This window comes from Corynebacterium guaraldiae, assembly GCF_053480195.1.
Genome location: NZ_JBRBAU010000005.1, coordinates 112,735 through 136,525, shown reverse-complemented (window position 1 = coordinate 136,525; position 23,791 = coordinate 112,735). Strand labels below are relative to the sequence as shown.

Genomic DNA, 23,791 nt, shown 5'->3' with positions numbered 1-23,791 from the left:
TTGTTCACCTATGGAATGCCTTAAAAACGCCAGCTTACGGCAACGAAACCTACGTGTGAGTAGCGTCTCCGGAGAGAAATCCAGGTGATATATAGCATTGGCTTTGGGAGAAAACTTCTTCTTCATCCGCCTTTCGGGCAGGTAGCCGAGGTATCGGTGAGCAGGGCGCTCGTGGTGGATGAGCACGATATGCTGCGCATTCCGTCAACTGGACAGGACTTTCTGACGCCGTGCAGCGAGAGAGGAGACTCAGTCAACAATGAGCACGACGAGTATTACAAGCTTCAACCCTGAGTATTTTGAAAAGACCTGGAACGACTACTCCACCGAGGATTATGACGTCGTCATCATCGGCGGAGGTTCCGTAGGCGCCGGCGCCGCCGTGGATGCGGCCACTCGTGGCCTGAAGACGGCTGTGCTCGAGGCCCGCGACTTCGCCGCTGGCACCTCGTCGCGCTCCTCCAAGATGTTCCACGGTGGCCTGCGCTACCTGGCCATGTTTGATTTCCGCCTGGTGGCGGAGTCCCTCAAGGAGCGCGAGCTCAACATGTCCACCCTCGCACCGCACCTGGTGAAGCCGCTGAAGTTCATCTTCCCGCTGACCCACCGCGGCTGGGAGCGCGTCATGATGTTTGGCGGCTTTACCCTCTATGACCTTATGGGTGGCGCCAAGAGCGTTCCGATGCAGAAGCACCTCACCCGCAAGGGCGTGCTGAAGGTGACCCCGGGCCTCAAGGAGGACGCCGTCGTCGGTGGCGTGCGCTACTACGACACGCTTGTCGACGACGCCCGCCACACCATGACCGTCCTGCGCACCGCCGCCGAATACGGGGCCAACGTGCGTACCGGCACTGAGGTCATTGGCTTTGAGAAGGACGCCCGCGGGCGCGTGACCGCTGCGAAGGTCCGTGACCTGGAAACCGGCCGCGAGGCCACCGTCAAGGGCAAGGTTTTCATCAACGCGACCGGCGTGTGGAACGACAAGCTCCAGCAGATGGCAGGCGTCGAAGGAAAGTTCACGGTTCATGCCTCCAAGGGCGTGCACATCGTGGTTCCGAAGGATGCCCTCGACGCGGAAGCCGCGCTGTGCTTCGTCACCGAAAAGTCCGTGCTCTTCGTCATCCCGTGGGGCGAATACTGGATCATCGGTACCACCGACACCGATTGGGAAAAGGGCCTATCCCTGCCGGATCCGGCCCCGACCAAGGCGGATATTGACTACATCCTGGACCAGGTCAACCAGCGCGTGCGCAACAAGATCACCCGCGATGACATCGTCGGCGTGTACTCCGGCCTGCGCCCGCTGCTGTCCGGCAAGTCCGATTCCACCACCAACCTTTCCCGCAACCACGCCGTGGCCCGCGTGGCACCGGGCATGGTTTCCGTCGCCGGCGGCAAGTACACCACCTACCGCGTCATTGGTAAGGACGCCGTGGACCTGGCCGTGAAGGAGCTGGGTTCCAAGGTGTCCGAGTCCGTTACCGAGCGCACCCCGATTCTGGGCGCGGATGGTTACCACGCGCTGGCCAACCAGGTACCGGCGCTGGCTCGCCGCTATAACCTCAGCGAAGACCGCATCGAGCACCTGCTCGGCCGCTATGGCTCGCTGATCGGTGAGGTGCTGGCCCCAGCCGCTGAGGACGCCACGCTGCTCGAGCCGGTTCCAGGCGCCGAGAGCTACATCTGGGCTGAGGTTCGCTACGCCGTCACCCACGAGGGCGCCCTGCACATCGACGACATCGTGACCCGTCGTCTGCGCGTGGCCATCGAGTTCGCCGACCGCGGCGTCGCCGCTGCGCAGCCGATCGCTGAATTCGTTGCCCCGCTGCTGGGCTGGGATCAGGCCGATATTGAGCGCGAAGTCTCCCACTTCACCAAGCACACCGAGGCAGAGCTCGCCGCCGAGGCAGCGCTGACCGACCGTGAGGCAAATGACATCCTCGAGCGCGCAGGCAGCGCACGAGCCACCAAGGAAGAAGCCTAAAAGTTACGGGGCCCAGCGAGCGGTGGATATCCCTCGCTGGGCCCTTGGCCTAGGCAGATAAGAAAGGACATCTAATGACCGGAATGGATGCATTCCTGTGGGAGTTCATCGGCACTGCGCTGCTGCTCCTGCTCGGTAACGGCGTGTGCGCCGTTGTTAACCTTCGAACCTCGGGCGCACGCGGTTCGGATTGGATCGTCATCGCTATGGGCTGGGGCCTCGCGGTGTTCATCGGCGCTAGTGTTGCCGACCCCACCGGTGGCCACCTCAACCCGGCGGTCACCATCATGCTGGCCGTGAACGGTTCCCTCGAGTGGGGCCTCGTTCCCTACTACCTGCTGGGGCAGATTCTCGGCGCCATGCTTGGTGCATTCCTTGCCTGGGCTACCTTTAAGCAGCTTTTCGACGCCAACAACCTCGACGAAGCCGGCAACGTCACCGGCGCCAACAAGAACACCGGGGGCATCTTCTTTACCAAGCCCGCGCACCCGAATAACGGGTGGAACGCGGTTACCGAGTTCATCGCTACCTGCGTGCTGCTCATGTTCATCGCCTTCGGCCCAACCGGAGGAGAGCTGGGCCCGCTGAGCTACTTCGGTGTTGCCTTCGTCATCGTCTCTATTGGTCTGTCCCTCGGCACCGCCACTGGCTACGCGATTAACCCGGTCCGTGACCTTGGCCCCCGCATCATGTACGCCTTCGTCCTTCCCATCAAGGACAAGGGAGACGCCAACTGGGGCTATGCATGGGTCCCGGTAGTTGCACCGATGCTGGCGGCCGTCGCCGTTGGCCTGTTGTCCATGGTTCTTTAAACCAACCCCGACAAGGAGAAAACAATGTCTACCAAGAGCTACGTTGCAGCAATTGATCAGGGAACCACGTCTACCCGCTGCATTATTTTCAACCACGACGGCGAACAGGTGTCCGTCGGCCAGCTCGAGCACGAGCAGATCTTCCCGGAGAAGGGCTGGGTCGAGCATGACCCGGAGGAGATCTGGAGCAATACCCGCCGTGCGGTGGGTGAGGCTTTGGCCAACGGCGATATCAACGTCGAAGACATCGCCGCCCTCGGTATTACTAACCAGCGTGAGACCACCGTTGTGTGGGACAAGAACACGGGCAAGCCGGTGTACAACGCCATTGTCTGGCAGGACACCCGCACCACAGAGATTTGTAAGGAGCTCGCCGGCGACGAGGGTGCGGACAAGTGGCGCCGCCGCACCGGCCTCATCATCAACTCGTACCCGGCCGGTCCGAAGGTCAAGTGGATCCTCGATAACGTCGAGGGTGCGCGCGAGCGCGCTGAAAAGGGCGAGCTGCTCTTCGGCACCATCGATACCTGGCTGCTGTGGAACCTCACCGGTGGTGCCGACGGTGACAACGGCCAGGAGGCCCTGCACGCCACCGACGTCACCAATGCCTCGCGCACCTTGCTCATGGACATCGAGAAGCTCGAGTGGGATGAGGAACTGTGCAAGGAGATGGGTATCCCGACGTCCATGCTCCCGGAGATCCGCCCGTCCCTGGGTGACTTCCGAACCGTGCGCGAGCGCGGCTCGCTGGCCGGCGTGCCGATTCGCGCCATTTTAGGTGACCAGCAGGCCGCCATGTTCGGCCAGGGCTGCTTCCGCCCGGGTTCCGCCAAGAATACCTACGGTACCGGCCTGTTCCTCCTGCTCAACACCGGTACTACCCCGAAGTTCTCCGAGAACGGCCTGCTCACCACCGTGTGCTTCCAGCGCGAGGGCGAGCGCCCTGTCTATGCGCTCGAAGGGTCCGTGTCCATGGGCGGTTCCTTGGTGCAATGGCTGCGCGATAACCTGCAGATCATCCCGAACTCTGCCTCCATCGAGAACATGGCCCGTGAGGTTAAGGACAACGGTGGCGTCTACATCGTTCCTGCCTTCTCTGGTCTGTTCGCCCCGTACTGGCGCCCGGATGCCCGCGGCGTCATCGTGGGCCTGACCCGCTTTGCCAACCGCAAACACCTGGCCCGCGCGGTCCTCGAGTCCACGGCGTACCAGACTCGCGACGTCGCCGATGCCATGGTGGCGGACTCCGGCGTGGAGATCACCGAGCTGCGCGTCGACGGCGGCATGACGATGAACGAGCTGCTCATGCAGTTCCAAGCGGACATGCTTGGCGTGGAGGTGCACCGCCCGAAGAACGTGGAGACCACCGCCACCGGTGCTGCATTCGCCGCGGGCCTTGACTCCGGCTTCTGGGATGACCTCAGCGTGCTGAGCTCCCAGCAGGGTGACTTCAAGGTGTGGAAGCCGCAACGCGAAAAGGAAGAAGTCGAGGCTCTCTACCGCGATTGGAAGCGCGCCATCAAGCGTTCCCTGAACTGGGAAGACGTGGACGATGACGACGTGATTGCCTAAGACCTGAACGACGCACGAGGACGCGGCCGTGACGAGTAATCTCGTGGCGGCCGCTTTCGTCGTTGGGCGCTTATCCGTGCCGTCGTGTGTCTCAACCTGACGTAGACTCGGGGCTATGGCCAATGAAGTATTCTCGGACCACGCTCCGCGCCTCATCATCAGCGATATCGACGGTACTTTGTTGGACCGAAACCACCGGGTGCCCAAGCGAAACCGCGAAGCTGTGGCCCGTGCGGTCGCCGCGGGCAGCGAGTTTGCGCTGGCAACTGGGCGCCCCTTCCGGTGGATCATGCCCGTGCTCGAGCAGCTGACCGTGCGCCCAGTCTGCGTGACATCAAATGGTGCGGTGATTTATGACTCGGCGGAGGACCGCGTTCTCTCCGCCCACGAGCTTTCGCCTGAGGCCCTCGCTGAAACCGTGAAGATCGCTGCAAAGGTGCTCGAACCGCATGGCGGGGTTGGCTTCGGGGCGGAGCGCGCGGGAGGCTCGGTCTTGGACCCGGTTGAGGAACTCTTCGTGGTGGAATCGCACTATTCAGAGAACGCGCTCTTTGAGGGCTTCGGGCTGGTGAGCGTGGGGGAGTTGGTGTCTCGACCGGCGGTCAAGCTGTTGATTCGTAATACCGCGTTCTCGGCGCCGGAACTCTACGAACTCATCGCGCCGCACATTGATTCCGAGCTTGCTCACGTGACCTACTCGATGTCCGAGGGCGTTCTAGAGGTTGCGGCCCCCAACGTGACGAAGCGCCGCGGAGTGAAGTGGCTGGCTGAGCATCACGGTATCGCCCGCGAAGACATCATCGCCTTTGGAGATATGCCCAACGATATCGAGATGCTTGAGTGGGCCGGGTGCGGTGTTGCCATGGAGAATGCGCATCCGGATGTCGTGGCCGCTGCAGATGCAGTGACGCTGCCGCACCATCAAGCAGGTGTGGCAAAGGTCCTCGAGCGCTGGTTCTGATATCTCCGGTTGCGGGGTGTGTGGTGGTGTTTTAGTCTTTGTCGCATGGGGGATTTGGAGACTTATTTCTCCTACCGCAGTTCGGGGTTGGATCTTGTGGGGCTTGCGGTAGGCAGTGTGGATGATTTACGCGCGCGTGGCGCTTCATTGGCTGATGCGGTGGAGTTAGCTGGGCTGCATCGTGTGTATTTTGGGTCGACGCGTTTTACGGGCAAGCAGCGCCAAGCGCGTGCGGCTGCGGTTGCTCAAAGGCATGATGTGGCGACGTTGAGTTTGATTGAGTCGTATACCGCCAAGGTGAAAAAGGAGTTGGATGCGTGGAATCTGCGTGTCAGGTTGGCAGGGACTCCAGCACACCAAATCCCAAAGGTAGCGAAGGAACGCTTGAAGCAGTTGCGGCCGCAGCGGGTGCCTGAACCTGGGGTGCGCTTGACGTATCGGAAGGTGGGGCCGCATTCGTTGACGATTACTGATTCAGCCTTGCGCATTAGTGAGATGCGCGGGACTTTGGAGTCGATTAATCCGGCTGATTTATTGGATGCGGCAGGTCAGGTGTTCTTTAACCAGGCGCATGGGGGTTCGAAGCCTGCGGTAGCAACCAATGTGGTGGTCACCTTGGATGAGTTGGACCAGATTGTGCGGGGTGAGGGCGATGATATTGAGCTCGTGCTTACCAACGGTGGGCGGATGACGGGCCGGGAGTTTGTGTCTTATAAGTTTGCGGAGGTTGGGTATGTGACGTTGGTGCATCCGACTATAGGGCCGGTGTGGTTGCATCGTGTGCGGCGTTTGGCGGGGTTTGAGCAGCGGATTATGGCGAGTGCGGAGCATCCGACGTGTGCGCGTGAGGGGTGTAATAAGCCGGCGGATTATTGCCAGGTGCATCATTTAGTGCCGTGGCAGGCGGGTGGGGCGACGGATCCGCCGAATCTGACGATGTTGTGTGCTTATCACAATGGCATCAATGATGATGACCCGGATAAGCCGACTGGTGCCGGCTATGTCTTTAGGTTGCGGGGCGGGGTGGGGTATGTACCACCCTGGGCGGAGCCGATTACTTCGCAGCCGGCATACCAAGCGGCACAGGCAGCATTGAAACAGCAAGCCACAGGGGACTTATTAGGTTCAGCACCACCGGATACCTAAACCCCAAGCGCAAATAAACGCCGAAGCGGAAGCCACCGGGTGGCTCCCGCAACATCGGCGATCCCACAGAGCTGCACGCGCACATGGTGCGGCTGGGATTAGTTCGTGAAGACCTGAATCTGCTCAGTCTCCGGGTTGTAGACAATGGATCCGCCCTGGAACTGCACGCGGACTTCCTTGCCGAGGCCGGTGGGGACTTCGTCGGACGTCGGCAAGCCGAGCGTTGCCGAGTTGTTGCCAGACGCCCATTCCTTGGCGATGCGTCCCACGAGCGCGTGCGTACCGGTGTCTTCGGAACTGAGCACGACGCCGTTTTGGAAGAGCTGGTAGATGATGCCTGCCGACTCATCCGGACCGCCAACTGCCAGGCCAAGTGCTGGGCCGAAGGCATTGAGAACTGCCGTCCACGTTTGCTTCAGGCCTTTGTTCTTGCTCAGGGCCAACACCTTGGTCACGATGCCCGGGATCTGCTCCACCGGCAGGCCATTGACCGTCTTATCCGTGTCAATCTGCTGGTCCGAGCGGGCGTACATGATGGCGAAGAGCGTGCCAGCCAGGCCGACTAGTGCGGTGATGGTGCCCATCGGGATTTCGGTATCACCCAGCGAGGACGTTGCCTCCTGTGCCGGGGCAGCCGGTGCGGGAGCAGACGGCGCATTGTTTTTCGGCGCAGAGCCAGAGGAGTCTGGGGTAGAGGTATTGCCGCTGCCCCAGTCCGTTGACGTCGAGCCCGACGCGCCCGACTTGATGGCGAGGTACTTCTTGTGCGCCGCCTGGCGGATCTTCGGCCACTGGGCGATGGTGTAGCGCCCCGGGCAGGCAGTGAAGTGAACGTCGCTGTGCCCGAAAAGGCCGTAGACCGGGGCAGGGGCACCAGCCGGGTAGCGCGAACCACCGAAGCCTTCCGAGCGAAGGGAGACGCGGGAGGTCGGATCGACACCGGAAATGGCGCCCTTCCAGCCGGCAAGGTCGGTGACAGATTCCAAGAGGGCTTCCGTCGGCTGCGCAGTCTCGTAGTTGCCGATCATGGAGATACCCCACGTGTTCTTGTTAAAACCGCCGATGTGCGCACCCTGCACAGCTTTAGCGAGCCCGCCGTAGCGGCCCTCGTAGATGGTGCCGTACTTATCCACCAGCGCGTTGTATCCGATATCGCACCAACCTAAATTCTGGGCGTGGTACTGGTAAGCAGCGCGCACCTGCGCGGCTGCTTGCGCGCGGGTGTAGTTATTGGAACCCGCGGTGTGGTGCAGCGCGATGGCCTTCACACCGTCGTCGTAGTCGGCGCCCTTGCAGCGGATATTCTCATTCGCGCCCCAGCCGGCGCGCGAAACCACGCGCGGCATGCCATCGGTCTCAGCGGTTGGCTCAATGCCCTCGCCCTCCTGGGCGTTGCCGTCCATGAAGACAGCCTCGAGGCCTTCGACGTCGCTGTTGGCCGGAAGCTCTTCGGTCTCGGCAACGGGGGCGATGTCGCCGACGTTGAAGGGGGCGTCGTCAAGCGCGGCGTCCTCAACGGGGGACTCGGTGAGTTTCTCATCCAAGTTCGACCCGGTCACCAGGTCCACGTTGTTGATGGAGACCTGCACGTCGTTGGTATCGCCCACGAAGATGAGCTCGGTGCCGTTCGTGGCGTTGGGGTCATCGTTGTTGTAGGACATCGAGTCCATGTCGTACCACTCGGACCAGGACCCGTCCGGCTGCTTCGCGCGGACGAAGGCCGCGACATCGCGCGTGCCCTTCCACGTGACGGCGAAGGAGGAGAAGGTCTCATCGCGGTGGAATTGCTTGACGGCGCGCGGGCCTTCGCCCTCGCCCTGGGCTGCGATGGCCGGGTCATCCACGACGACCGTTTCGCCAGAGCCGAAGGTTTCGGAGGCCGAGCTCACTTCGATGGGGCCGCTGCCCGCTTCCTGGGTCTGGATGAGGGTTTGGCCGCCCACGGCTGCGGCAGCGACCACAGCGATCGAGGTGACCGTGGCGATAACCGGCGTTGACCACGTCGATTTCGCGGGAACAAGACGACGTTTGAGGTGCACTGTTACTCCCTAGGATGGTGGCGCCACAAGGTTAAGAGAAGCGCAAAAAGTTAACTAACGGGACAGATGTTACGTCAGGTGTTGGAGTGAAAGAAGGTGTGACACGCGAGTTTCCTCGCTTGGGTGTCACCCGCCGTTTTGCACGTGTTGCTGCTTTAAGCTGATGGCCATGACTGCATATGACCTCATCGTTGTTGGATCCGGATTCTTTGGCCTGACCGTGGCCGAGCGCGCAGCCTCCCAGCTGGGAAAGAAGGTGCTCATCGTGGAGCGCCGCGAGCACCTGGGCGGCAACGCCTACTCGGAGGCCGAGCCGGAGACCGGCATCGAGGTTCACAAGTACGGCGCACACCTCTTTCACACCTCGAACAAGCGCGTGTGGGAGTACTGCAACCAGTTCACCGATTTCACCGACTACCAGCACCGCGTCTTCGCCATGCACGACGGCACGGCCTACCAGTTCCCCATGGGCCTGGGCCTGATTAACCAGTTCTTCGGCCGCTACTACTCCCCGGACGAGGCGCGTGAGCTCATCAAGGAGCAGGCCGGCGAGTTCGCCGTGGATGAGGCGCAGAACCTGGAGGAGAAGGCGATCGCGCTCATTGGCCGCCCGCTCTACGAGGCCTTCATCCGTGATTACACCGCCAAGCAGTGGCAGACCGACCCGAAGGAGCTGCCGGCCGGCAACATCACGCGCCTGCCGGTGCGCTATACCTTCAACAACCGCTACTTCAACGACACCTATGAAGGCCTGCCCGTCGACGGCTATGCAGCCTGGCTGGAGAAGATGGCGGAGCACGAGCTTATCGACGTCCGTCTCAACACCGACTGGTTTGACGTGCGCGAGGAGGTGCGGGGGGCGTCGCCAAGCGCGCCGGTGGTCTACACCGGCCCACTGGATCGCTACTTCGATTTCGCCGAGGGTGAGCTGGGCTGGCGCACGCTGGACTTCGACCTGGAGGTGTTGGAGACCGGTGACTTCCAGGGCACCCCGGTGATGAACTACAACGATGCGGACGTGGACTACACCCGCATCCACGAGTTCCGCCACTTCCACCCGGAGCGCGCCGATAAGTACCCCAAGGACAAGACGGTGATTATGAAGGAGTACTCGCGCTTCGCGGAGAAGGGCGATGAGCCGTACTACCCGATCAACACCCCGGAGGACCGCTCCAAGCTGGAGGCCTACCGTAAGCTCGCCGCCGCGGAGGCCCGCGAAAACCAGGTCCTATTCGGCGGCCGCCTGGGCACCTACCAGTACCTGGACATGCACATGGCCATCGCGTCCGCGCTGAGCATGTTCGATAACAAGCTGGCCCCGTTCTGGAATGAGGGCAAGGCCCTGGAACAGGAGCGCGGCCACTAAGCCGCGTGCGGCCTGTACGGGTTAGTCCCCGTGGCGCGCTATGCTGAGACACCTCGATGGAAGGAGGTGACGGCATGGCTCAGCGCAAGAAGAAGCGCGCAGACCGCAGCATGTGGAAGATGTCCCCGGAGCGGCTCGAGGAACACCTTAAGCTGCGCAGTCGCGCAACGCGCATTCCCGATAAGAAGAAGGAACAATCCAGGAAGGCCTGCCGGAACACCCGGCGGGCCTTTGGCCTTTCTTTGGGAGGTTTCGCCAGCGCACGGGGCCGGGATGCCGCACATAAAACTTGTCGGGCGCTCAACGATTGATTAAAGTTAACAGCAGGTTAACAATAGGCGAACAGAAAGTGAGTTTAGAGATGACTTCCCCGAACGCCCGCCGTTTCGATACGTTGCGCCAGGATTTACACGCAGATTATGGCCACGAGTACACCGCCCAGGAGATTGACTCCTTCCTCGATGCCACCATTGAGCGTCACGAGGCTGGCGCGACTTTAGAAGAGTTCATTCCCGTGATGGTGGAGCGCGAGGTGCGCGAGCACTTCGGCACCCACCGCATCCACGTGCGTTTCTCGGCAGGTGCCGACCATGCGCTGGCGCAGGCTGCCGTGGCGCTGACGAAGAAGTACGCCGGCGAGGCCCTGCTCGTCGATGCCGCGGTAGCCCACCCCGAAAACGACCCCGACTCCCACATGGCCCACGTGCTTCAAGAGCGCGGCATGGCGGAGCACCCGGACCGCTACCTCGAGGACCTGCGTCTGGTGACCATCCCGGATTACATCGTGTACTTGGGCCGCGAGATCCCGCGCGACGAGGCCGGCAAGGACATCAAGATTTGGGACATCGCCACCGCCGAGACCGTGGAGGAGACCCGCGAGCTGGCCGATGACCTCGGCGCCCGCGTGCTCTACATGCTCAACCGCCTGGGAATCGAGCCCATCTCGGAGGATGCCGCTGTCACGGCCTAAATCAGCTGGATAAAGACTTCCTCAACGCGGTCGACACTGCGCAGGGAATCTGGAAGGTTAAGACCGGCATGGGCGATGACGTAGGCGTCGCGTACATCGGTCTTGGAGTTGCCGACGTGGATGCGAGAGAGCTGCCGCATCGCAAGCCCTGGTAGATGGCGAACATCTGCCCCCATGTCTTGGGCGACTGCGACGGTCAACCGGCCGATGTTGTTGGGAATAACAAGGACCGAGGCGTTGTCGGCGAGGAATTGGCCGAAGAGCTTGCGTAGCGAGCCTTCATGCTGATTGATGCGTTTGGACAGGACTTGCCTGCCTTGGGGATCGAGGACGCAGGCGTGGTGGAAGTATTTGCCGACGTCTACGCCAATGACGAAGTCATAGGCCATGGGTGTATGCCTCCTAGCGATGAATGAGAAGTTGGACTATTTAAGCTTCATCGCTGGGGTTGTCGGACATGCTTGCGCTGGCATCCACATTACTGTGAGACCTCATACCACCTGGGCTGGGTCGGGTTCCTATTAGCAGTTTGAGGATGTCACTGTCTTCGGCGGCATCACCCCCGGATCATTTTCAGACAGGGGCGGGAACAAGCCATACCGAAGCCAGCGACTAGTTCCACTGTCCTTTCAGACGGAGGGACCGGAAATAAACATAACCAGCCCAATCGGGTGGACAGGCTATGAATCTTCGGTGCCCTGAGGTGGAACTGCTAACAACGTAATGGGGGGAAGCGGGGGCAAAGTCAATAATTCGAGTCTGGCATAAGTTGATAAGGATTGCCTAACCTAATACTGTTTCAAGTTATGTTCCGATCGGGAATCGGCAACGGAAGCGAGGCGGCGACGATGAACAGAAAACGTGGATCGACCAGAGAACCCCTCTCCGGAGGGGGAGTCGGGGACGCGGGCCCGGACGGGACGGGCGACGGCGACGCGGTGGCGTCGCAGACGGACGACGGGCGGTTGGTACACGTCGCACCGGTCGCAGCGGGTGGCCGACCATCCACCCGCGATATGCTCGTCGCCGCCGCGATCGGCGTCGCGGGGTCTCTCGTCGTCGTGCCCCTGACCTACCTGCAGGTGTTCGCCGGCATCGCCCACGTTTATCTCGTCGCGGCGACGCTCGGGTTGTGGTTCCTGCAGTGCGTCGTTCCCCTCATCGTCGTCCGCAAGCCTGGCGCGAGCCTCATTGCGTGCCTTGCCATGGGCGTCGTGTCCGCGGCGACCACCCCGTTCGGCGTCGCCGCGATCGGGGCGCTGATCATGGAAGGATTGCTCATCGAGCTTCCATTCATGGTCACCCTGTACCGGCGGTGGACGCGTACCCAGTTCGTGGCGTCGGCGATGTTGTTCTCCGCGCTGATGGGAACGATGGCCCCGCGCGCAGTTGGCGTCGACTCGCCGACCACGCCCATGACCCTGATCAGCTTCGCCGTAGCCTTGGCCTCGAGCTTGGTGTTTTTGGTCCTGGGCTTTGCCGTCGCAAAGGGGCTTCGCAGCCGCGGGGTCACCCGGTGACCGGCGGAGCACCCGCGTGCGCCGGTGCGACACGCGGGACGGCCCCGGCCCGGTTACGGGTTAGGGGCGCGGGCGTGCGGCACGCCGATGGGCGATGGGCACCCGACATGGTGGATCTCTCCTTCGATTTCGGCACGATCAACGCCATCACGGGACCCGTGGGATGCGGAAAGACAAGCCTGGCCCACCTCATCGCTGGACTGATTCCCTCGCACATCCCCATCGACCATGCCGGATTCGTGCACATCGTCGATGCCGACGGCACCGAACGCCCCGTGGACGGGGACCGGGTCACCTTCGTCGGGCAAGACCCGGCGACGCAGGTGCTCACGCTCCGAGTCGTCGATGACGTGGCCATGGCCCTCGAGTTTTCCCTCGTGGAAGCCGGTATCGTCGCCAAGCGATCAGCCGAGGCTCTATCGGAGCTCGGGCTGTCAGAGCTCGCGGAGAAGGATCCGTGGGCTTTGTCGGGCGGGCAACGCCAGCGGATGGCCATCGCTGGTGCGGTGGCCAGGGCGCCGGAGGTCATGATCTTCGACGAGCCCGCCGCCCACGTCGACGAGGACGGTCGGCGGGCGCTGTTCGCCGCCATCCGTGATTTGCGGGCCCCGGGGCGCGTCATCCTGCTCATCGAGCACGACCTCCGTCCGTTCGACGGGTGGGTCGACACGGTGACAATCCTCGATGCGGACGGGAGCGTCGCCGCGCACGGAGCGCCGGAGGGTATCGCGGTGAAGGGCATTGCGACGTCGGCCGCGACCGCCGGAGCGCCGGACGCCAGTACGCCGGGCACGGGGGCACCGGACCGTCTCAGTCCGGACCGGCGGCGAAGGCCCCGGGGAGCCGGGGATGGCGCCGATCCGGAATCGGAGGCGGACGCCGTTCCACTGCTGGCCTTGACCGGAGCCCATGTGGCCCGGGGCAGGGAGCGGATCCTGAACGGGGCCGATCTGACACTGGAACGGGGCGAGATTCATGCCCTAGTCGGTGCCAACGGAGTCGGTAAGTCCACCTTGCTGGCGGTGCTGTCGGGCCAGATGAAGGCGGGAGCGGACCTCCGGATTGACGGCGCGTCCGCCCGGCGCGTCCCCGACGCCTTCGCGTCGTTGGCGTTCCAGAACCCCGAGCACCAGTTCACCCGCGCGACCGTCGCCGCGGAAATCGACTCCGCGCTGGCCGGCACGGACCCGCACGGACCACTCGGCGCCGATGAGCTGTGGAAACTGCGGGAAGCCTTGTGCCCCCGGGCACTTGACCCCGTCTCGCCGTTCGTCCTGTCGGGCGGACAGAAAAGACGGTTGGGCATCTTCCTGGCGGTGGCGGCCAATCGCCGTTTGCTGCTTCTCGACGAGCCGTTGGCGCATCTGGATTCGCCGAGCTCGCGCATCGTACTGGATGCCCTAGCGGAATACGCAGGGGCCGGCGGAACCGTTGTGTTCACGTGCCACGACCGCCGTGCTGCGCGAACGTGGGCGGATCGGGCGAGCATCGTCGCCGAAGGGAAGGTCGCCTGGTCCGGTCCCGCAGCCGACGTGCCGGCTTCCCCGGAGTCGTCCCGGCGGGATCGCGCACTGCCCGCGGCCGGCGCACGGACGTCCTTGGACGAAAGCCCCTGGACCAGTGGATCCGCCGCTCGAAGGCGCGCGGGGTTGAACGCCATCACGATTGTCGCGGCGGTGATGCTCGTCCTCGTCGCCGGGCTGCTCTCCGGCGGAGACGCCGTTCTCGCTCTGACGGGGGTCGCGTTCCTCGCACTCGCTGCGATCGCGGAACGCGACGTTCGGGCGACGGCGGGGAAGGTCCTCCTCGTCCTGTTGATCGGGGTGTTCTTCGGCCTGCTCGGGTGGCGCTCCGAGTTCTACGGCAGTGGGGATCCGGCGGAGGCTGTCCGCCACGGCATCCATCACGGACTGCTACTGACGGCCGTGTTTGCGGGGACGGTCCTGGTCTCCGCGTGTATGCGCGTCGAGGAGCTTTTCGACGCCATGGTGCAACGCCTCCGGGTGCCCTACACATGGTGCACCATAGCGATTTCCGGGGTGAGCATCGCGGCGTTCCTGCGCAGCGAAATCCCCCAGCTGACATGGGCGATTAGATTGCGCTCGATGCGACCGGGGCAGTCTTTCCGCTCCGGCTTCATTCGCGCGACGACGCCCGCGCGCATCGCCTTTCCCCTGTTCGTCAGCGCCGTGCGCTGCGCCGAAAAGCTGTCCCTGACCCTGGTGATGCGCAACTTCGGCCGCCATCCGCGACGTACCTTCCGCACCGATCACCCCTGGCGAGTGCGTGACGGTTTCGCGGCCGCAGCGTCCGCCGCGGCCTTCGTTGCCGCCCTGGTGTCCGCAGTGACTTGACGGGCACCCGGAACCGGCGGGCCCCGAGCCCGCGAGCGTTTCCGAGCCTGTACGGAGACGCGCCCCACCCAGTTGCTTCAACCCTTCAGACACATCCTCCGGGTCGCGCCATGCGGGCCCGGTCCGCCCGGCACCGGCATGGCGCCGGCAACCGAAAGAGGTACCAGTGAACACGATCCGGACCATCAGCGACGTGCTTCGGGACAAGGCCGATGAGACGAAGAAGGGGATCACCTTCGTCGAGAATCGGCGGGACGTCCTCGTCCCGTACGGCCGGGTCCATGCGGAGGCGGTGGCGGCTGCGACTCGGCTGGCCGAAGCCGGCATCGGCCCGTTCGAGGTGCATGCAGACTCACTCGCCCGTGCTTGCATCGACTCAGGCACCGGGTACATCGACGTCAACGATTCGATCGACGCCCGCCGCGCAATCATGGCCCTCGACGGGGATGCTCGGCGGGAGGGGGTTCCCGTGCTCACCGGGTTCGGCCTGTGCCCGGGCTTGTCGACGGCCCTGTTGATGCTCGGGGCCTGCGCTGCGGGGGCCGAAGAGGTCCGCGATGTGCGGGTCGATCTGCGAATTGGCGCCGACCAGGAATCCGGGGCCGCGTCGGTCGAGTCGATGCTCCGGACCATTCGCGGCGGATACCGCGCGATGCTCGGCGGCGCCATCGTCGAAGTGTGGCGCAACCTGGTGTCGTCGCAAAGCGGAATCGGCTACGAATGCCCGGACATCGACGTCGTACGCGGGGTGTGCCCCTCGATCCTCGGATTTTCCTACCACGTCGCCTTCGATGCTCTCCCCGATGAGTCGGTGGAGAAGATCCGCACGTCGAGACTGTACGCGATGTCCGTCGTCTCCGGTCTGCTCGCCCGTCTCGGGGCGGCCGTGACGTCGCGGAAGGCGCGGGCGAACGGCACTCCGCAACCCGCCGAGCTGGTCATCGCACTGTCCTCCGCCGGCGCGGGCGATGCGGGGTCGGCGGCCGAGACGACCGTAGTCCGGGCGACCGGCCCAGGTTCCTACAAAATGACCGCGGCGATTGCTGCCGCCACCGTTGCGTCGGTCGCGGGGAAGCCGGTCGCGCCGGGGTGCCGGGATCTCGTCGGCCACCCCCGGCTCCTCGAACCGGTCCTCGCCTTCGCCCGCGATGCGGGCATCCATATCGAAACGCCGCATGACAACCCGACCACGGGGCCACTGCCGGCAGCGGCCCACTGCGACACCAAAGAAAAGGAGAAACGATGACAGATCAAGCTGAACGGGGTGCGGCGATCGTCGTCCGCGACCTCACGAAGAGCTACCCGATTGCGGGCAAAGCCGGCACCGCGCCCGAAGGCGGGGCAGGTGCTCCGCCGGACGGCGGGCGCAAGGGAAAGCGCGGCGCCCGGATACGCAAGCATGTGCTCGACGGCGTGAGTTTCACCGTGCCCGCCGGGTCGATCGTGTCGTTCCTCGGCCACAACGGCGCAGGCAAGACCACCCTCATCCGAATCCTGTCGACGCTCATTACCGCAGACTCCGGCGAGGTGAGCATCTTCTCGCGCGATGTGAAAGAGGATCCGGCGGGCGTGCGCGCCGACATTGCCACCACCGGCCAATTCGCGGCGATCGACGAGAACCTCACCGGCCGGGAGAACCTGGAGTTCTTCGGGCGGCTGCGCGGACTCGACCGCGCCGACGCGGCCGCCCGCGCGACGGAACTGCTCGCGCAATTCTCGCTCGCGGACAGTGCTTCGACGTTGGCGTCGGCCTATTCGGGTGGCATGCGGCGCCGTCTCGACATCGCCGCGTCGCTGTGCGTCGTGCCCAGGCTGCTGTTCCTCGACGAACCCACGACGGGGCTGGACCCGGTCAGCCGCGAAGAGCTGTGGGGCTTCATCCGGCAACTGCGGGACGACGGAATGACCCTGGTGCTGACCACCCAGTACCTGGAAGAGGCGGAGGCGCTGGCCGACCACGTCCATCTGCTCAAGGATCGCCGCATCGTCGCCAGCGGAACGCCGGAGGCATTGCGCCGTGACTTCGGGTCGCACGTGCTCCGCGTGTCCTTCGCCACCGCCGCCGAGGCGGAGGCGTTCGCCTGCTGCCTCGGGGGAACGTGCCTAGACGGCGCCCGCGTCGCGGGGAAGTCGGTGTCCCTCGACGTCGACCCCGGACCTCAGGTCCTCGAGGCGGTGGCGCAGGCGATGGAGGCCTCGGAAGCGTCGCCGGATTCGCTGAGCGTGTCGCCGCCCACCCTCAACGAGGTGTTCATATCGATGAACGCAGGGGGTGCGGCGCGATGAGTGCGACGTCGGTCGCGGCGTTTCTCCGTCGGGATTTGCTGCTGTTGCGACGCAACACCGCGTCGCTGATCTCCATGTTCGTAGTTCCGACCCTCTTCCTGCTGTGCCTGTACGCGGTGTTTGGGTACTCGGCGGGGCAATCCGGCTTCGGGTACCTGCGTTTCGTGCTCGGCGGCTGCCTGTTCCAAGCGGCGATGTTCACTGCCGCGGCGTCGGCGATGGCGGTGGGACAGGACGTCGAATCCGGGCTCGTTGACCGCGTGCGTGTGTTGCCCGGGGCCACAGGCGGCTATGTCGCCGGCAGGCTCGCCACCGATGTGCTGCGGATGTCCGCGTCGATCGCGGCGCTGCTGGTCGTCGCGTGGGCCTGCGGCCTCGACATGGCTGTCGGTGACGTCGCGTGGACTGTCCTGTGGTCGCTGCTCGCCGCGGCGGTCCTGTCCCTGGTCACGGACGGGGTGATCCTGATGGTGCCCGCCCCGGTGTCGACGGCCTCATCGATCCAGGCGCTGGAAATGCTGCTGCTCATGTTCTCCACCGCGTTCATTCCGGCGACCGCTTTGGACGGCTCCCTGCGCGACATCGTGCGCCACATGCCTTTTTCGCCGGTGATCGAGGTGATCAGGGCGGCGTCCCCGGGCGCCTTCCCGGATCACGCCGGGGAAGAGGCCGCCCTGTGGCTCGGTGTCGCGGCGGTCGTCGGAATCGTCCTGTTCATCCGCCGGTTCACCTTGAGGAGCGAATCATGATCGACGCTATTTTCTTGCATCTGCGGCGCATCGTCCACACTTGGCTGCGGCGCCCTGACTTCTGGTTCATGACGTTCATTGCTCCGCTCGTGTACCTGTTCATCGTCAACCGCATGTTCGGTAGCCTGGTCAGGCAGCTCACCGGAGAGTTCGAACTCCGGGACGCGGTCATCCTTGTCGTGACGGCGTGGGCGTTCATCTTGGCCATCACGGGATCGTCCACCGTGTTCGTTGAACGCAGCAATGGCCTCCACGAGCGGTTGATCACAATGCCGGCACCGTACGCGGCCGTGCCGACCGCACGGATCATCGCCGAGTTCATCCGAATCATGGCGATGACGGTCGTCGTCGCGGCGGTGGCCGCCTTGCTTTCCGACGGCCCCCCGGAGGTGTCCTGGTGGTGGAGGATCACGGTGACCGGCGCGATGGTTGCCGCGGCGGCCGCATGCACCGGCACGTACATCGCGTTCTCCATCACTAGCCCCCAGGGATCCGTGGCCCTTATCCCGTTGATCATCGTTGCGATGTTCGTCAACACGGTGCTCATGCCCGCCGACCACTTCCGTCCCCTCCTGCGCGGAATCGCCGGGCACACCCCCGTATCCGCGGCCGGCGAGGCCGTCAACGGCACCGGGGCTGCGGGTCTGGTGGTCTGCGCGGCCTGGTTCTTTGGTATCGCCGTGCTCGCGGCGTGGGGCATCGCCGTGAAAACGAGGCCGGGGGAGTCTGCATGACGGCCCGCGAATCCGAGCATCTAACCCGAAACCGCCGCGTGGACGCGGCCCACACACCCGGAGACAGAACCAGATGAAGTCGATCGCCCAGATCGTCCAGAACAACCGCAGGCTCCTCGCGGCCTACGAGGACAAGGTCGAGCCGAGGTTCCTAAGCCGCTATGCGCGCGAACCGATGGACGCCGCCGCCGTGTACCGGAAGCTCCGTGCGCTGGATCCCGGGCCGGATGCGCCGGCCCGGGTCCTCGACCTCGGTTGCGGAACCGGGTGGCTCGCCCGCACGCTCGCCGCTGAGTCTCGCTATCGCAGGGCGAACATCGTCGGCTACGACCTGTCGCCCAATGCGATCCGCATCGCCCGCGAACGCGCCGCCGCCGACGGGCTCGGGGCCCGGACGGAATTCCACGTTGCCGACATCCTCACGCCGCTCGCGGGAGAGCCCGGCGGGGCCTGTGAAATCTGGGTGTGCGGCGCGCTCCACCAAATGAAGGATGCGGGAGCCGCGCTCGGCAGGGTCTCCGGGCTGCTCGCCGACGGCGGCATCGCTTACGTGCAGACGTTCGTCGAGGATCCCGACGTGAACGAGCGGGTCGACATGGCCGTCATGGCGAAGATGGGCCACCGGGTGTTCCGGGGCAGCGAGCTCGAGGACCTCGCCGAAGCCAACGGGCTGAAGCTGGACGGAGCCTCACGCGCCGGCATGGTGTATTTCTGCACTCTCGCGAAGAAAAGCGTGATCGGGGAGGCGGGGAAGTGAGCGCCGTGGACGGGACCGTCGGCCCGTGGTCGCTGCTCGCCCCGATCCGGACCCGGATGCGTGCGGTGGTCGCGTTGTCCGTCCTGTCGTCGGTGGCTACCGTCGCTTCGCTGGTCGGCATCATCGACATCGCGATGACGTACCCGGAGGCCCCGGTGCATCGGACGTGGTTGGCCGTGGCTGTCATCGTCGTCGCCGCGACGGTGCGAATGGCTGCAGACGGCGCCGCCGGCATGCTCTCGCACCGGGCGGATAACGACCTGCAGCTCCACCTCCGGCGCCGGTTGGTTGCCCATATCCGGAAGCTGCCGCTGGGCTGGCTGGACGCCCGGCGCTCGTCGGGGATCATCGGGTCGGTTGAGAAGGACGTCGCGGCCGTCCACCAGCTCATGGGCCACACCGTCGGCGAGACCGTGGTGGCGGTGCTGGTTCCCCTGCTTTCCCTCATCGCGCTCGTCGCGGTCGATTGGCGGATCGCGGCGGTGGCGGTCGTCCCAGTGCTGGTCACCTTCGCCCTGATGGGCATGATGATTTCGCGCGGAGCCGATCTTCAGCGCGACTACGAGCGAGCCTCTGAAAAAGTGACGGCTGCGGTCATCGAGTTGGTGCGCGGCATCCCTGTGATGAAGTCCTTCGGACGCGCCAACCAGGGCGCGGGCCGCTACGATGCCGCGGCGTCGTCGTTCGTCCGCGCGTGGTCCGCCTGGTCCCGGCAGTCGAACATCTATCTCGGGCTCATCGACGTGGTGACGTCCCCGATCACGGTCCTCGCAGTGGTGTGCGGCGCCGGCCTCGCTTTGAGGGACACCGCGGGCGGCAAACCCGAGGGTCTCGTCGCCGGGCTGGTTCTCGGCCTTGGACTCTCCGCGGCGATCGTGCGGGTGGCCATGAACTCCGAACCCATCATCGCGGGGCTCGCCGCTCTGAAGTCCATTGCGAAGGTGCTGAGCACGCCGCCGATCGCCGAGCCCGCCGATCCGGTGCCCGCGCGCGGGGGCGCGCTCGAGGTTCGGAACCTGGTCTTCTCCTACGGGGATGGGCCGCGGGTCCTCGACGGGATGTCCGCGACGTTCGAACCGGGGACCCTCACGGCGCTGGTGGGGTCCTCCGGTTCCGGAAAGTCCACCGTCGCCCGGCTGTTGGCACGTTTCCACGACCCTGTCGAAGGCTCGGTGCTGCTGGGCGGCGACGATCTTCGCGACATCGCCGTGCGCGACGTGCACCGTTCGGTGTCGGTGGTGTTCCAGGATCCGCAGTTGCTCACGCTGCCCTTGCGGGAGAACATCCGGCTGGCCAGGAGAGACGCCACCGACGGCGAAATCATGGCGGCCGCGAAGCTCGCGAACCTCGATACGGTCATCGCGGCGCTGCCGAAGGGCCTGGATTCGGTGGTCAACGTCGACGTGACCTTTTCCGGTGGTGAGGCGCAGCGCGTGGCCATCGCGAGGTCGATTGTCACGGACGCGCCGGTGCTCATCTTCGACGAGGCAACCGCTTACGCGGATCCGGCTTCCGAGGCCCTCATTCAGTCCGCAATCGAGCGTTTGGCTCGTTCGCGGACGGTGATCGTGATTGCGCACAGATTGAGCACGATCCGCAACGCCGACCGCATCCTCGTTCTCGATGGGGGAGCGGTCGCGGAGGCGGGCACCCACGACGAGTTGCTTGCGCGCGGTGGCCGCTACCGGGATCTGTGGCGCGCGTTCGCGCTCGACGACGAACCATCCGCCCCGCGGGGCACTGAAGCAGACGATGAAAAGGCAGGGAACCGATGATCCGGGACTTGTGGTCGATGACGGATCGGCGCTCGAAGATGACGCTGGCGTGGCTCATTGCGTTGGCCGCGCTTGCCGCGCTGGCACAGGGTGCGGCGTTCGTCGCGCTGCTGCCGCTGCTGTCGGCTCTGGCCGTGGGAGATGATGCGACGGCGTGGCGTTTCACCGGCGTCATCGCCGGCCTCGCGGCCGCCCATGCGGTGCTGTCCCTCGCCGCGGGGACGGTCGGCAGGGCGAATTCCGCAGCGGTGCTGTCGTCCCTGCTGCGTTCCCTGGGCGAACGCGTGCTGACGTTGCCACTCGGGTACGTCACCAAGTCCACGGCCGGCCGCTTTTCGGAGATGGCGTCTTCGGGCATGGCGTTCGCGGCGTCCGTGCCGCACGTGATCCTGAGGCCCGTCATCGCTGCTGTGGTTGCGCCGACCGTCATCGCTCTCGGAATTCTGGCGGTGGATTGGCGCGTCGGGTTGGTTCTCGTCGCGTCGGCGCCGGTGCTCTTCTTCGCCTACCGGGCCATTGGCCGAGTCGGCGGGGAGTCGGACGAAGCGCATGCTGATGCCGTCGCTGCCGTCTCCGGCAGGCTGATCGAGTTCACCCGCGGCCAGCAGGTGATTCGCGCCGCGGGCGACGGTTCGGCGGCGGACGCGATGGTGGATGAGGCGATCCAGGCCCAACACGATGCGTTCGCGAAGGCGACGTCGACGCAAGGCGCGGCCATCGGACGGTTGGGCTCGGTCGTCCATGCGGTGTTCACGGCGGCGGTGGTCGTCGCCGTGGCGGTCGCCGCGACGGGCGGGATGTCACCGGCGTATTTGGCGCCGATGCTCATTGTGGTCGTCCAGTTCACCGGACCGATCACCACGGCGGGAGCGTTGTCCGGCGGTTTCGGCGCGGGCCGCAACACGTTGGCTGCGCTGCGTGACCTGCGGGCGATCCCCGCCCTTCCCGAACCGGCCGCACCGGAGCTGCCCGACGGGCATGACGTGGAGTTCCGCGGCGTGAGCTTCGGGTACGGGGAGAAGAAGGTCCTCGACGGCGTCAGCTTCCGTGCGCCTCAGGGAGCGCTGGTCGCCATAGTGGGACCTTCGGGGGCGGGCAAGACGACGGTCATGCGGCTGCTGTCGCGGTTTCATGATCCGGACTCGGGGGAGATCCTCATTGGCGGGGTGCCCTTGCCTCGGATCGGCACCGACGGCGTGAACTCGCTGGTGACCCCGGTGTTCCAGGAGACGTTCCTCTTCGACGCGTCCGTGCAGGACAACGTGGTCTTCGCCGACCCCGGCTTCGGTTCCGGGCCCGGCGACGGAGACCGCTTGCGCGAGGCCGCCCGGCGATCCGGGGTGGACCGCATCGTGGAGCTGCTGCCTTCCGGGTGGGATAACCCGGTGGGGGAGGAGGGGACGCTGCTGTCGGGAGGCGAGCGGCAGCGCGTCGCCATCGCCCGGGCGCTTCTGAAGGATTCCCCGGTGGTGCTTTTCGACGAGCCAACGTCCTCGCTGGATGCGGCCACTGAGCAGGCGATTGTCGGCACGATGGAAGCGTTGCGCGGCGATCACACCGTGATCGTCGTCGCCCATCGCCTGCACACCGTCCGCGATGCCGACCTCATCGTCGTGCTTTCGGAGGACGGGACGGTCGCAGAACGGGGCACGCACGATGAATTGCTGGCGAAGGGCGGCCGCTACGCCGAGTCGTGGACGTGCCGGACGGGAGGCTCCCCGGGCGCCTGATCCTCGTCCGTCGAGGACTATCGCTCCGGTCCGGTACCGGTGCAGTGGTCCCGCCACGCCGTCCCGGTCAGCGGGTCCTCGACGATGCCCTGGGCGACAGGGGCGTAATTGAAGCCGTAGTGCTCGGTGCGGTGGGCGGGGCACACGTCTTGGACGGTGATGTTGGTGACGCCGGGTTCCCGCACGAAGGAGTTTTAGTGGGGGAGCACGGCATTGTCGTGCCGCGTGCCCAGGAAGGTGTACCGCACGCTCGGTCGAGTGATGTCGCCGATGGTCAGCTCATTCAGCAGCATGGAACCGGAGATCTGCTGTTCCCAGGCAAGCGCGTTCGTTTTGCCGGCGTTTCGGGAGTATCCGTGGCGCATCTCGGGGTGGACGTCAAAGCGATCGGCTGCGCTGTGCTCCCGGGGCCCGTGGTTCGAGGCACCGGTACCGATGAGCTGTTCGACGACCCGGTCCCGGGAATGAGGATGACGGGCAATTCACCGTCCCGGGGTGGCACCGGAAGTCGTTGGCGCCGGGGACACCAGACTGGGCTTGGCCATGGACAGGGCCCGGGCGGCCGCGGGTGAGGTTTGCCGGCGGCCGGGCCACCGGTCGGGAAACCGCCGTCCGACAGCGACGAGGGGATTCTCGTCACCTCGTCGGGGCGTGTTCCTATATAGGTTGTGAACTCCACGGGTGGGCTTGGGGCCTGACCCCCGGAGAGTAGACACGTCGGGGGTCAGGCCCATCCTTGGTTCCTCATTGGGGCATGTGATGGCGGGGATTTCTCTGAAGGTTTCGTTTTCCCTTGCTGGCGTTCTTTTTGCAGCATTTCTTGTTTGTACCGGCGTTTATCTCACTTGGGGAGCAGTTGGGAAGAGGTTCGCTAAAGTCGACTCTTTGAGCTGACTGAAATAGGAAGAAAGACACTCTGATCATGTGTTGCTATGAGGAGTATCCTTCTTATTGCACAGAGTTAATAGTTGTCAGTTAGCGAAAAATTAGTCAGTATTGTTCTCTACTTTCTCAATCTCCCTCCGATTCGACACTC

General features: G+C 64.6%; 20 protein-coding genes and 1 pseudogene. 18 read left to right on the top strand and 3 right to left on the bottom strand.

What is annotated here, in order from left to right:
- Positions 1-259: 259 nt before the first annotated feature.
- The 5 genes from ACUY3D_RS05585 (at position 260) to ACUY3D_RS05565 (ending at position 6,475) form a co-directional block, all read left to right on the top strand.
- Positions 260-1,984 carry a glycerol-3-phosphate dehydrogenase/oxidase gene (locus ACUY3D_RS05585; protein ID WP_070531823.1) on the top strand — a complete coding sequence of 575 codons (1,725 nt, stop codon included), beginning with the start codon at positions 260-262 and terminating at the stop codon, positions 1,982-1,984.
- A 74-nt stretch (positions 1,985-2,058) separates the two neighbouring features.
- Entirely contained in the window at positions 2,059-2,796 is a 738-nt protein-coding gene (locus tag ACUY3D_RS05580) for an MIP/aquaporin family protein (protein ID WP_101736142.1), read from the top strand.
- A gap of 24 nt (positions 2,797-2,820) precedes the next feature.
- A complete protein-coding gene (glpK, locus tag ACUY3D_RS05575) occupies positions 2,821-4,368 on the top strand; it encodes a glycerol kinase GlpK (protein WP_070523843.1) in 1,548 nt (515 codons plus the stop codon).
- Positions 4,369-4,483: 115 nt separating this feature from the next.
- A complete protein-coding gene (locus tag ACUY3D_RS05570; protein ID WP_448240561.1) occupies positions 4,484-5,329 on the top strand; it encodes an HAD family hydrolase in 846 nt (281 codons plus the stop codon).
- Positions 5,330-5,374: 45 nt separating this feature from the next.
- Complete coding sequence (locus tag ACUY3D_RS05565; protein ID WP_448240559.1) at positions 5,375-6,475, top strand: HNH endonuclease signature motif containing protein; 1,101 nt, start codon at positions 5,375-5,377, stop codon at positions 6,473-6,475.
- Positions 6,476-6,573: 98 nt separating this feature from the next.
- On the opposite strand, the gene ACUY3D_RS05560 is transcribed toward ACUY3D_RS05565, so the two are convergent.
- The gene (locus tag ACUY3D_RS05560) at positions 6,574-8,514 is read right to left on the bottom strand and encodes an N-acetylmuramoyl-L-alanine amidase (RefSeq protein WP_448240557.1); all 1,941 of its coding nucleotides are present in this window, start codon (positions 8,512-8,514) and stop codon (positions 6,574-6,576) included.
- 169 nt (positions 8,515-8,683) lie between these two features.
- Between ACUY3D_RS05560 and glf the strand changes: the two genes are divergently transcribed.
- The 3 genes from glf (at position 8,684) to ACUY3D_RS05545 (ending at position 10,850) form a co-directional block, all read left to right on the top strand.
- Positions 8,684-9,880, top strand: a complete 1,197-nt coding sequence (glf, locus tag ACUY3D_RS05555) for a UDP-galactopyranose mutase (RefSeq protein ID WP_070597021.1) — start codon at positions 8,684-8,686, stop codon at positions 9,878-9,880.
- Between the two features lie 74 nt (positions 9,881-9,954).
- Positions 9,955-10,191: a hypothetical protein gene (locus ACUY3D_RS05550; RefSeq protein WP_070597020.1), complete on the top strand. Its 237-nt coding sequence runs from the start codon at positions 9,955-9,957 to the stop codon at positions 10,189-10,191.
- A gap of 50 nt (positions 10,192-10,241) precedes the next feature.
- Entirely contained in the window at positions 10,242-10,850 is a 609-nt protein-coding gene (locus ACUY3D_RS05545; protein WP_448240554.1) for a three-helix bundle dimerization domain-containing protein, read from the top strand.
- A 2-nt stretch (positions 10,851-10,852) separates the two neighbouring features.
- On the opposite strand, the pseudogene ACUY3D_RS05540 reads toward ACUY3D_RS05545, so the two are convergent.
- Positions 10,853-11,239 (bottom strand): annotated as a pseudogene (locus ACUY3D_RS05540) (IS110 family transposase); the annotation flags it as partial.
- 627 nt (positions 11,240-11,866) lie between these two features.
- Here ACUY3D_RS05540 and ACUY3D_RS05535 point away from each other — a divergent pair.
- The 9 genes from ACUY3D_RS05535 (at position 11,867) to ACUY3D_RS05495 (ending at position 22,755) form a co-directional block, all read left to right on the top strand.
- Complete coding sequence (locus ACUY3D_RS05535) at positions 11,867-12,370, top strand: ECF transporter S component (RefSeq protein ID WP_230307979.1); 504 nt, start codon at positions 11,867-11,869, stop codon at positions 12,368-12,370.
- A gap of 107 nt (positions 12,371-12,477) precedes the next feature.
- A complete protein-coding gene (locus tag ACUY3D_RS05530; protein ID WP_232770745.1) occupies positions 12,478-14,724 on the top strand; it encodes an ATP-binding cassette domain-containing protein in 2,247 nt (748 codons plus the stop codon).
- Positions 14,725-14,890: 166 nt separating this feature from the next.
- Positions 14,891-15,970: a saccharopine dehydrogenase family protein gene (locus ACUY3D_RS05525; RefSeq protein ID WP_347948350.1), complete on the top strand. Its 1,080-nt coding sequence runs from the start codon at positions 14,891-14,893 to the stop codon at positions 15,968-15,970.
- Positions 15,967-17,010 carry an ABC transporter ATP-binding protein gene (locus ACUY3D_RS05520; protein WP_269948854.1) on the top strand — a complete coding sequence of 348 codons (1,044 nt, stop codon included), beginning with the start codon at positions 15,967-15,969 and terminating at the stop codon, positions 17,008-17,010. Before ACUY3D_RS05525 ends, ACUY3D_RS05520 begins: the two co-directional genes overlap by 4 nt.
- A complete protein-coding gene (locus ACUY3D_RS05515; RefSeq protein ID WP_269948855.1) occupies positions 17,007-17,759 on the top strand; it encodes an ABC transporter permease in 753 nt (250 codons plus the stop codon). The genes ACUY3D_RS05520 and ACUY3D_RS05515 overlap by 4 nt, the downstream gene beginning before the upstream one ends.
- Positions 17,756-18,493 (top strand): ABC transporter permease, encoded by a 738-nt coding sequence (locus tag ACUY3D_RS05510; protein ID WP_269948856.1) that lies wholly within the window; start codon positions 17,756-17,758, stop codon positions 18,491-18,493. The genes ACUY3D_RS05515 and ACUY3D_RS05510 overlap by 4 nt, the downstream gene beginning before the upstream one ends.
- A gap of 73 nt (positions 18,494-18,566) precedes the next feature.
- Positions 18,567-19,250 carry a class I SAM-dependent methyltransferase gene (locus ACUY3D_RS05505; RefSeq protein WP_070523823.1) on the top strand — a complete coding sequence of 228 codons (684 nt, stop codon included), beginning with the start codon at positions 18,567-18,569 and terminating at the stop codon, positions 19,248-19,250.
- Positions 19,247-21,025 (top strand): ABC transporter ATP-binding protein, encoded by a 1,779-nt coding sequence (locus tag ACUY3D_RS05500; RefSeq protein WP_070531852.1) that lies wholly within the window; start codon positions 19,247-19,249, stop codon positions 21,023-21,025. The genes ACUY3D_RS05505 and ACUY3D_RS05500 overlap by 4 nt, the downstream gene beginning before the upstream one ends.
- Positions 21,022-22,755 carry an ABC transporter ATP-binding protein gene (locus ACUY3D_RS05495; RefSeq protein ID WP_448240548.1) on the top strand — a complete coding sequence of 578 codons (1,734 nt, stop codon included), beginning with the start codon at positions 21,022-21,024 and terminating at the stop codon, positions 22,753-22,755. The genes ACUY3D_RS05500 and ACUY3D_RS05495 overlap by 4 nt, the downstream gene beginning before the upstream one ends.
- Before the next feature lie 17 nt (positions 22,756-22,772).
- On the opposite strand, the gene ACUY3D_RS05490 is transcribed toward ACUY3D_RS05495, so the two are convergent.
- Positions 22,773-22,940, bottom strand: a complete 168-nt coding sequence (locus ACUY3D_RS05490; RefSeq protein ID WP_154736589.1) for a hypothetical protein — start codon at positions 22,938-22,940, stop codon at positions 22,773-22,775.
- A gap of 12 nt (positions 22,941-22,952) precedes the next feature.
- Between ACUY3D_RS05490 and ACUY3D_RS05485 the strand changes: the two genes are divergently transcribed.
- Positions 22,953-23,327, top strand: coding sequence for a hypothetical protein (locus tag ACUY3D_RS05485; RefSeq protein ID WP_141746424.1), 375 nt, complete (start codon positions 22,953-22,955; stop codon positions 23,325-23,327).
- Positions 23,328-23,791 lie beyond the last annotated feature (464 nt).

Excerpts from the sequence above, each read along its gene's own strand:
- ACUY3D_RS05520 (WP_269948854.1), top strand. The coding sequence starts at position 15,967 with ATGACAGATCAAGCTGAACGGGGTGCGGCGATCGTCGTCCGCGACCTC.
- ACUY3D_RS05570 (WP_448240561.1), top strand. The coding sequence starts at position 4,484 with ATGGCCAATGAAGTATTCTCGGACCACGCTCCGCGCCTCATCATCAGC.
- glpK (WP_070523843.1), top strand. The coding sequence starts at position 2,821 with ATGTCTACCAAGAGCTACGTTGCAGCAATTGATCAGGGAACCACGTCT.
- ACUY3D_RS05585 (WP_070531823.1), top strand. The coding sequence starts at position 260 with ATGAGCACGACGAGTATTACAAGCTTCAACCCTGAGTATTTTGAAAAG.
- ACUY3D_RS05530 (WP_232770745.1), top strand. The coding sequence starts at position 12,478 with ATGGTGGATCTCTCCTTCGATTTCGGCACGATCAACGCCATCACGGGA.
- ACUY3D_RS05580 (WP_101736142.1), top strand. The coding sequence starts at position 2,059 with ATGACCGGAATGGATGCATTCCTGTGGGAGTTCATCGGCACTGCGCTG.
- ACUY3D_RS05495 (WP_448240548.1), top strand. The coding sequence starts at position 21,022 with ATGATCCGGGACTTGTGGTCGATGACGGATCGGCGCTCGAAGATGACG.
- ACUY3D_RS05510 (WP_269948856.1), top strand. The coding sequence starts at position 17,756 with ATGATCGACGCTATTTTCTTGCATCTGCGGCGCATCGTCCACACTTGG.
- ACUY3D_RS05550 (WP_070597020.1), top strand. The coding sequence starts at position 9,955 with ATGGCTCAGCGCAAGAAGAAGCGCGCAGACCGCAGCATGTGGAAGATG.
- ACUY3D_RS05505 (WP_070523823.1), top strand. The coding sequence starts at position 18,567 with ATGAAGTCGATCGCCCAGATCGTCCAGAACAACCGCAGGCTCCTCGCG.
- glf (WP_070597021.1), top strand. The coding sequence starts at position 8,684 with ATGACTGCATATGACCTCATCGTTGTTGGATCCGGATTCTTTGGCCTG.
- ACUY3D_RS05565 (WP_448240559.1), top strand. The coding sequence starts at position 5,375 with ATGGGGGATTTGGAGACTTATTTCTCCTACCGCAGTTCGGGGTTGGAT.
- ACUY3D_RS05535 (WP_230307979.1), top strand. The coding sequence starts at position 11,867 with ATGCTCGTCGCCGCCGCGATCGGCGTCGCGGGGTCTCTCGTCGTCGTG.
- ACUY3D_RS05545 (WP_448240554.1), top strand. The coding sequence starts at position 10,242 with ATGACTTCCCCGAACGCCCGCCGTTTCGATACGTTGCGCCAGGATTTA.
- ACUY3D_RS05515 (WP_269948855.1), top strand. The coding sequence starts at position 17,007 with ATGAGTGCGACGTCGGTCGCGGCGTTTCTCCGTCGGGATTTGCTGCTG.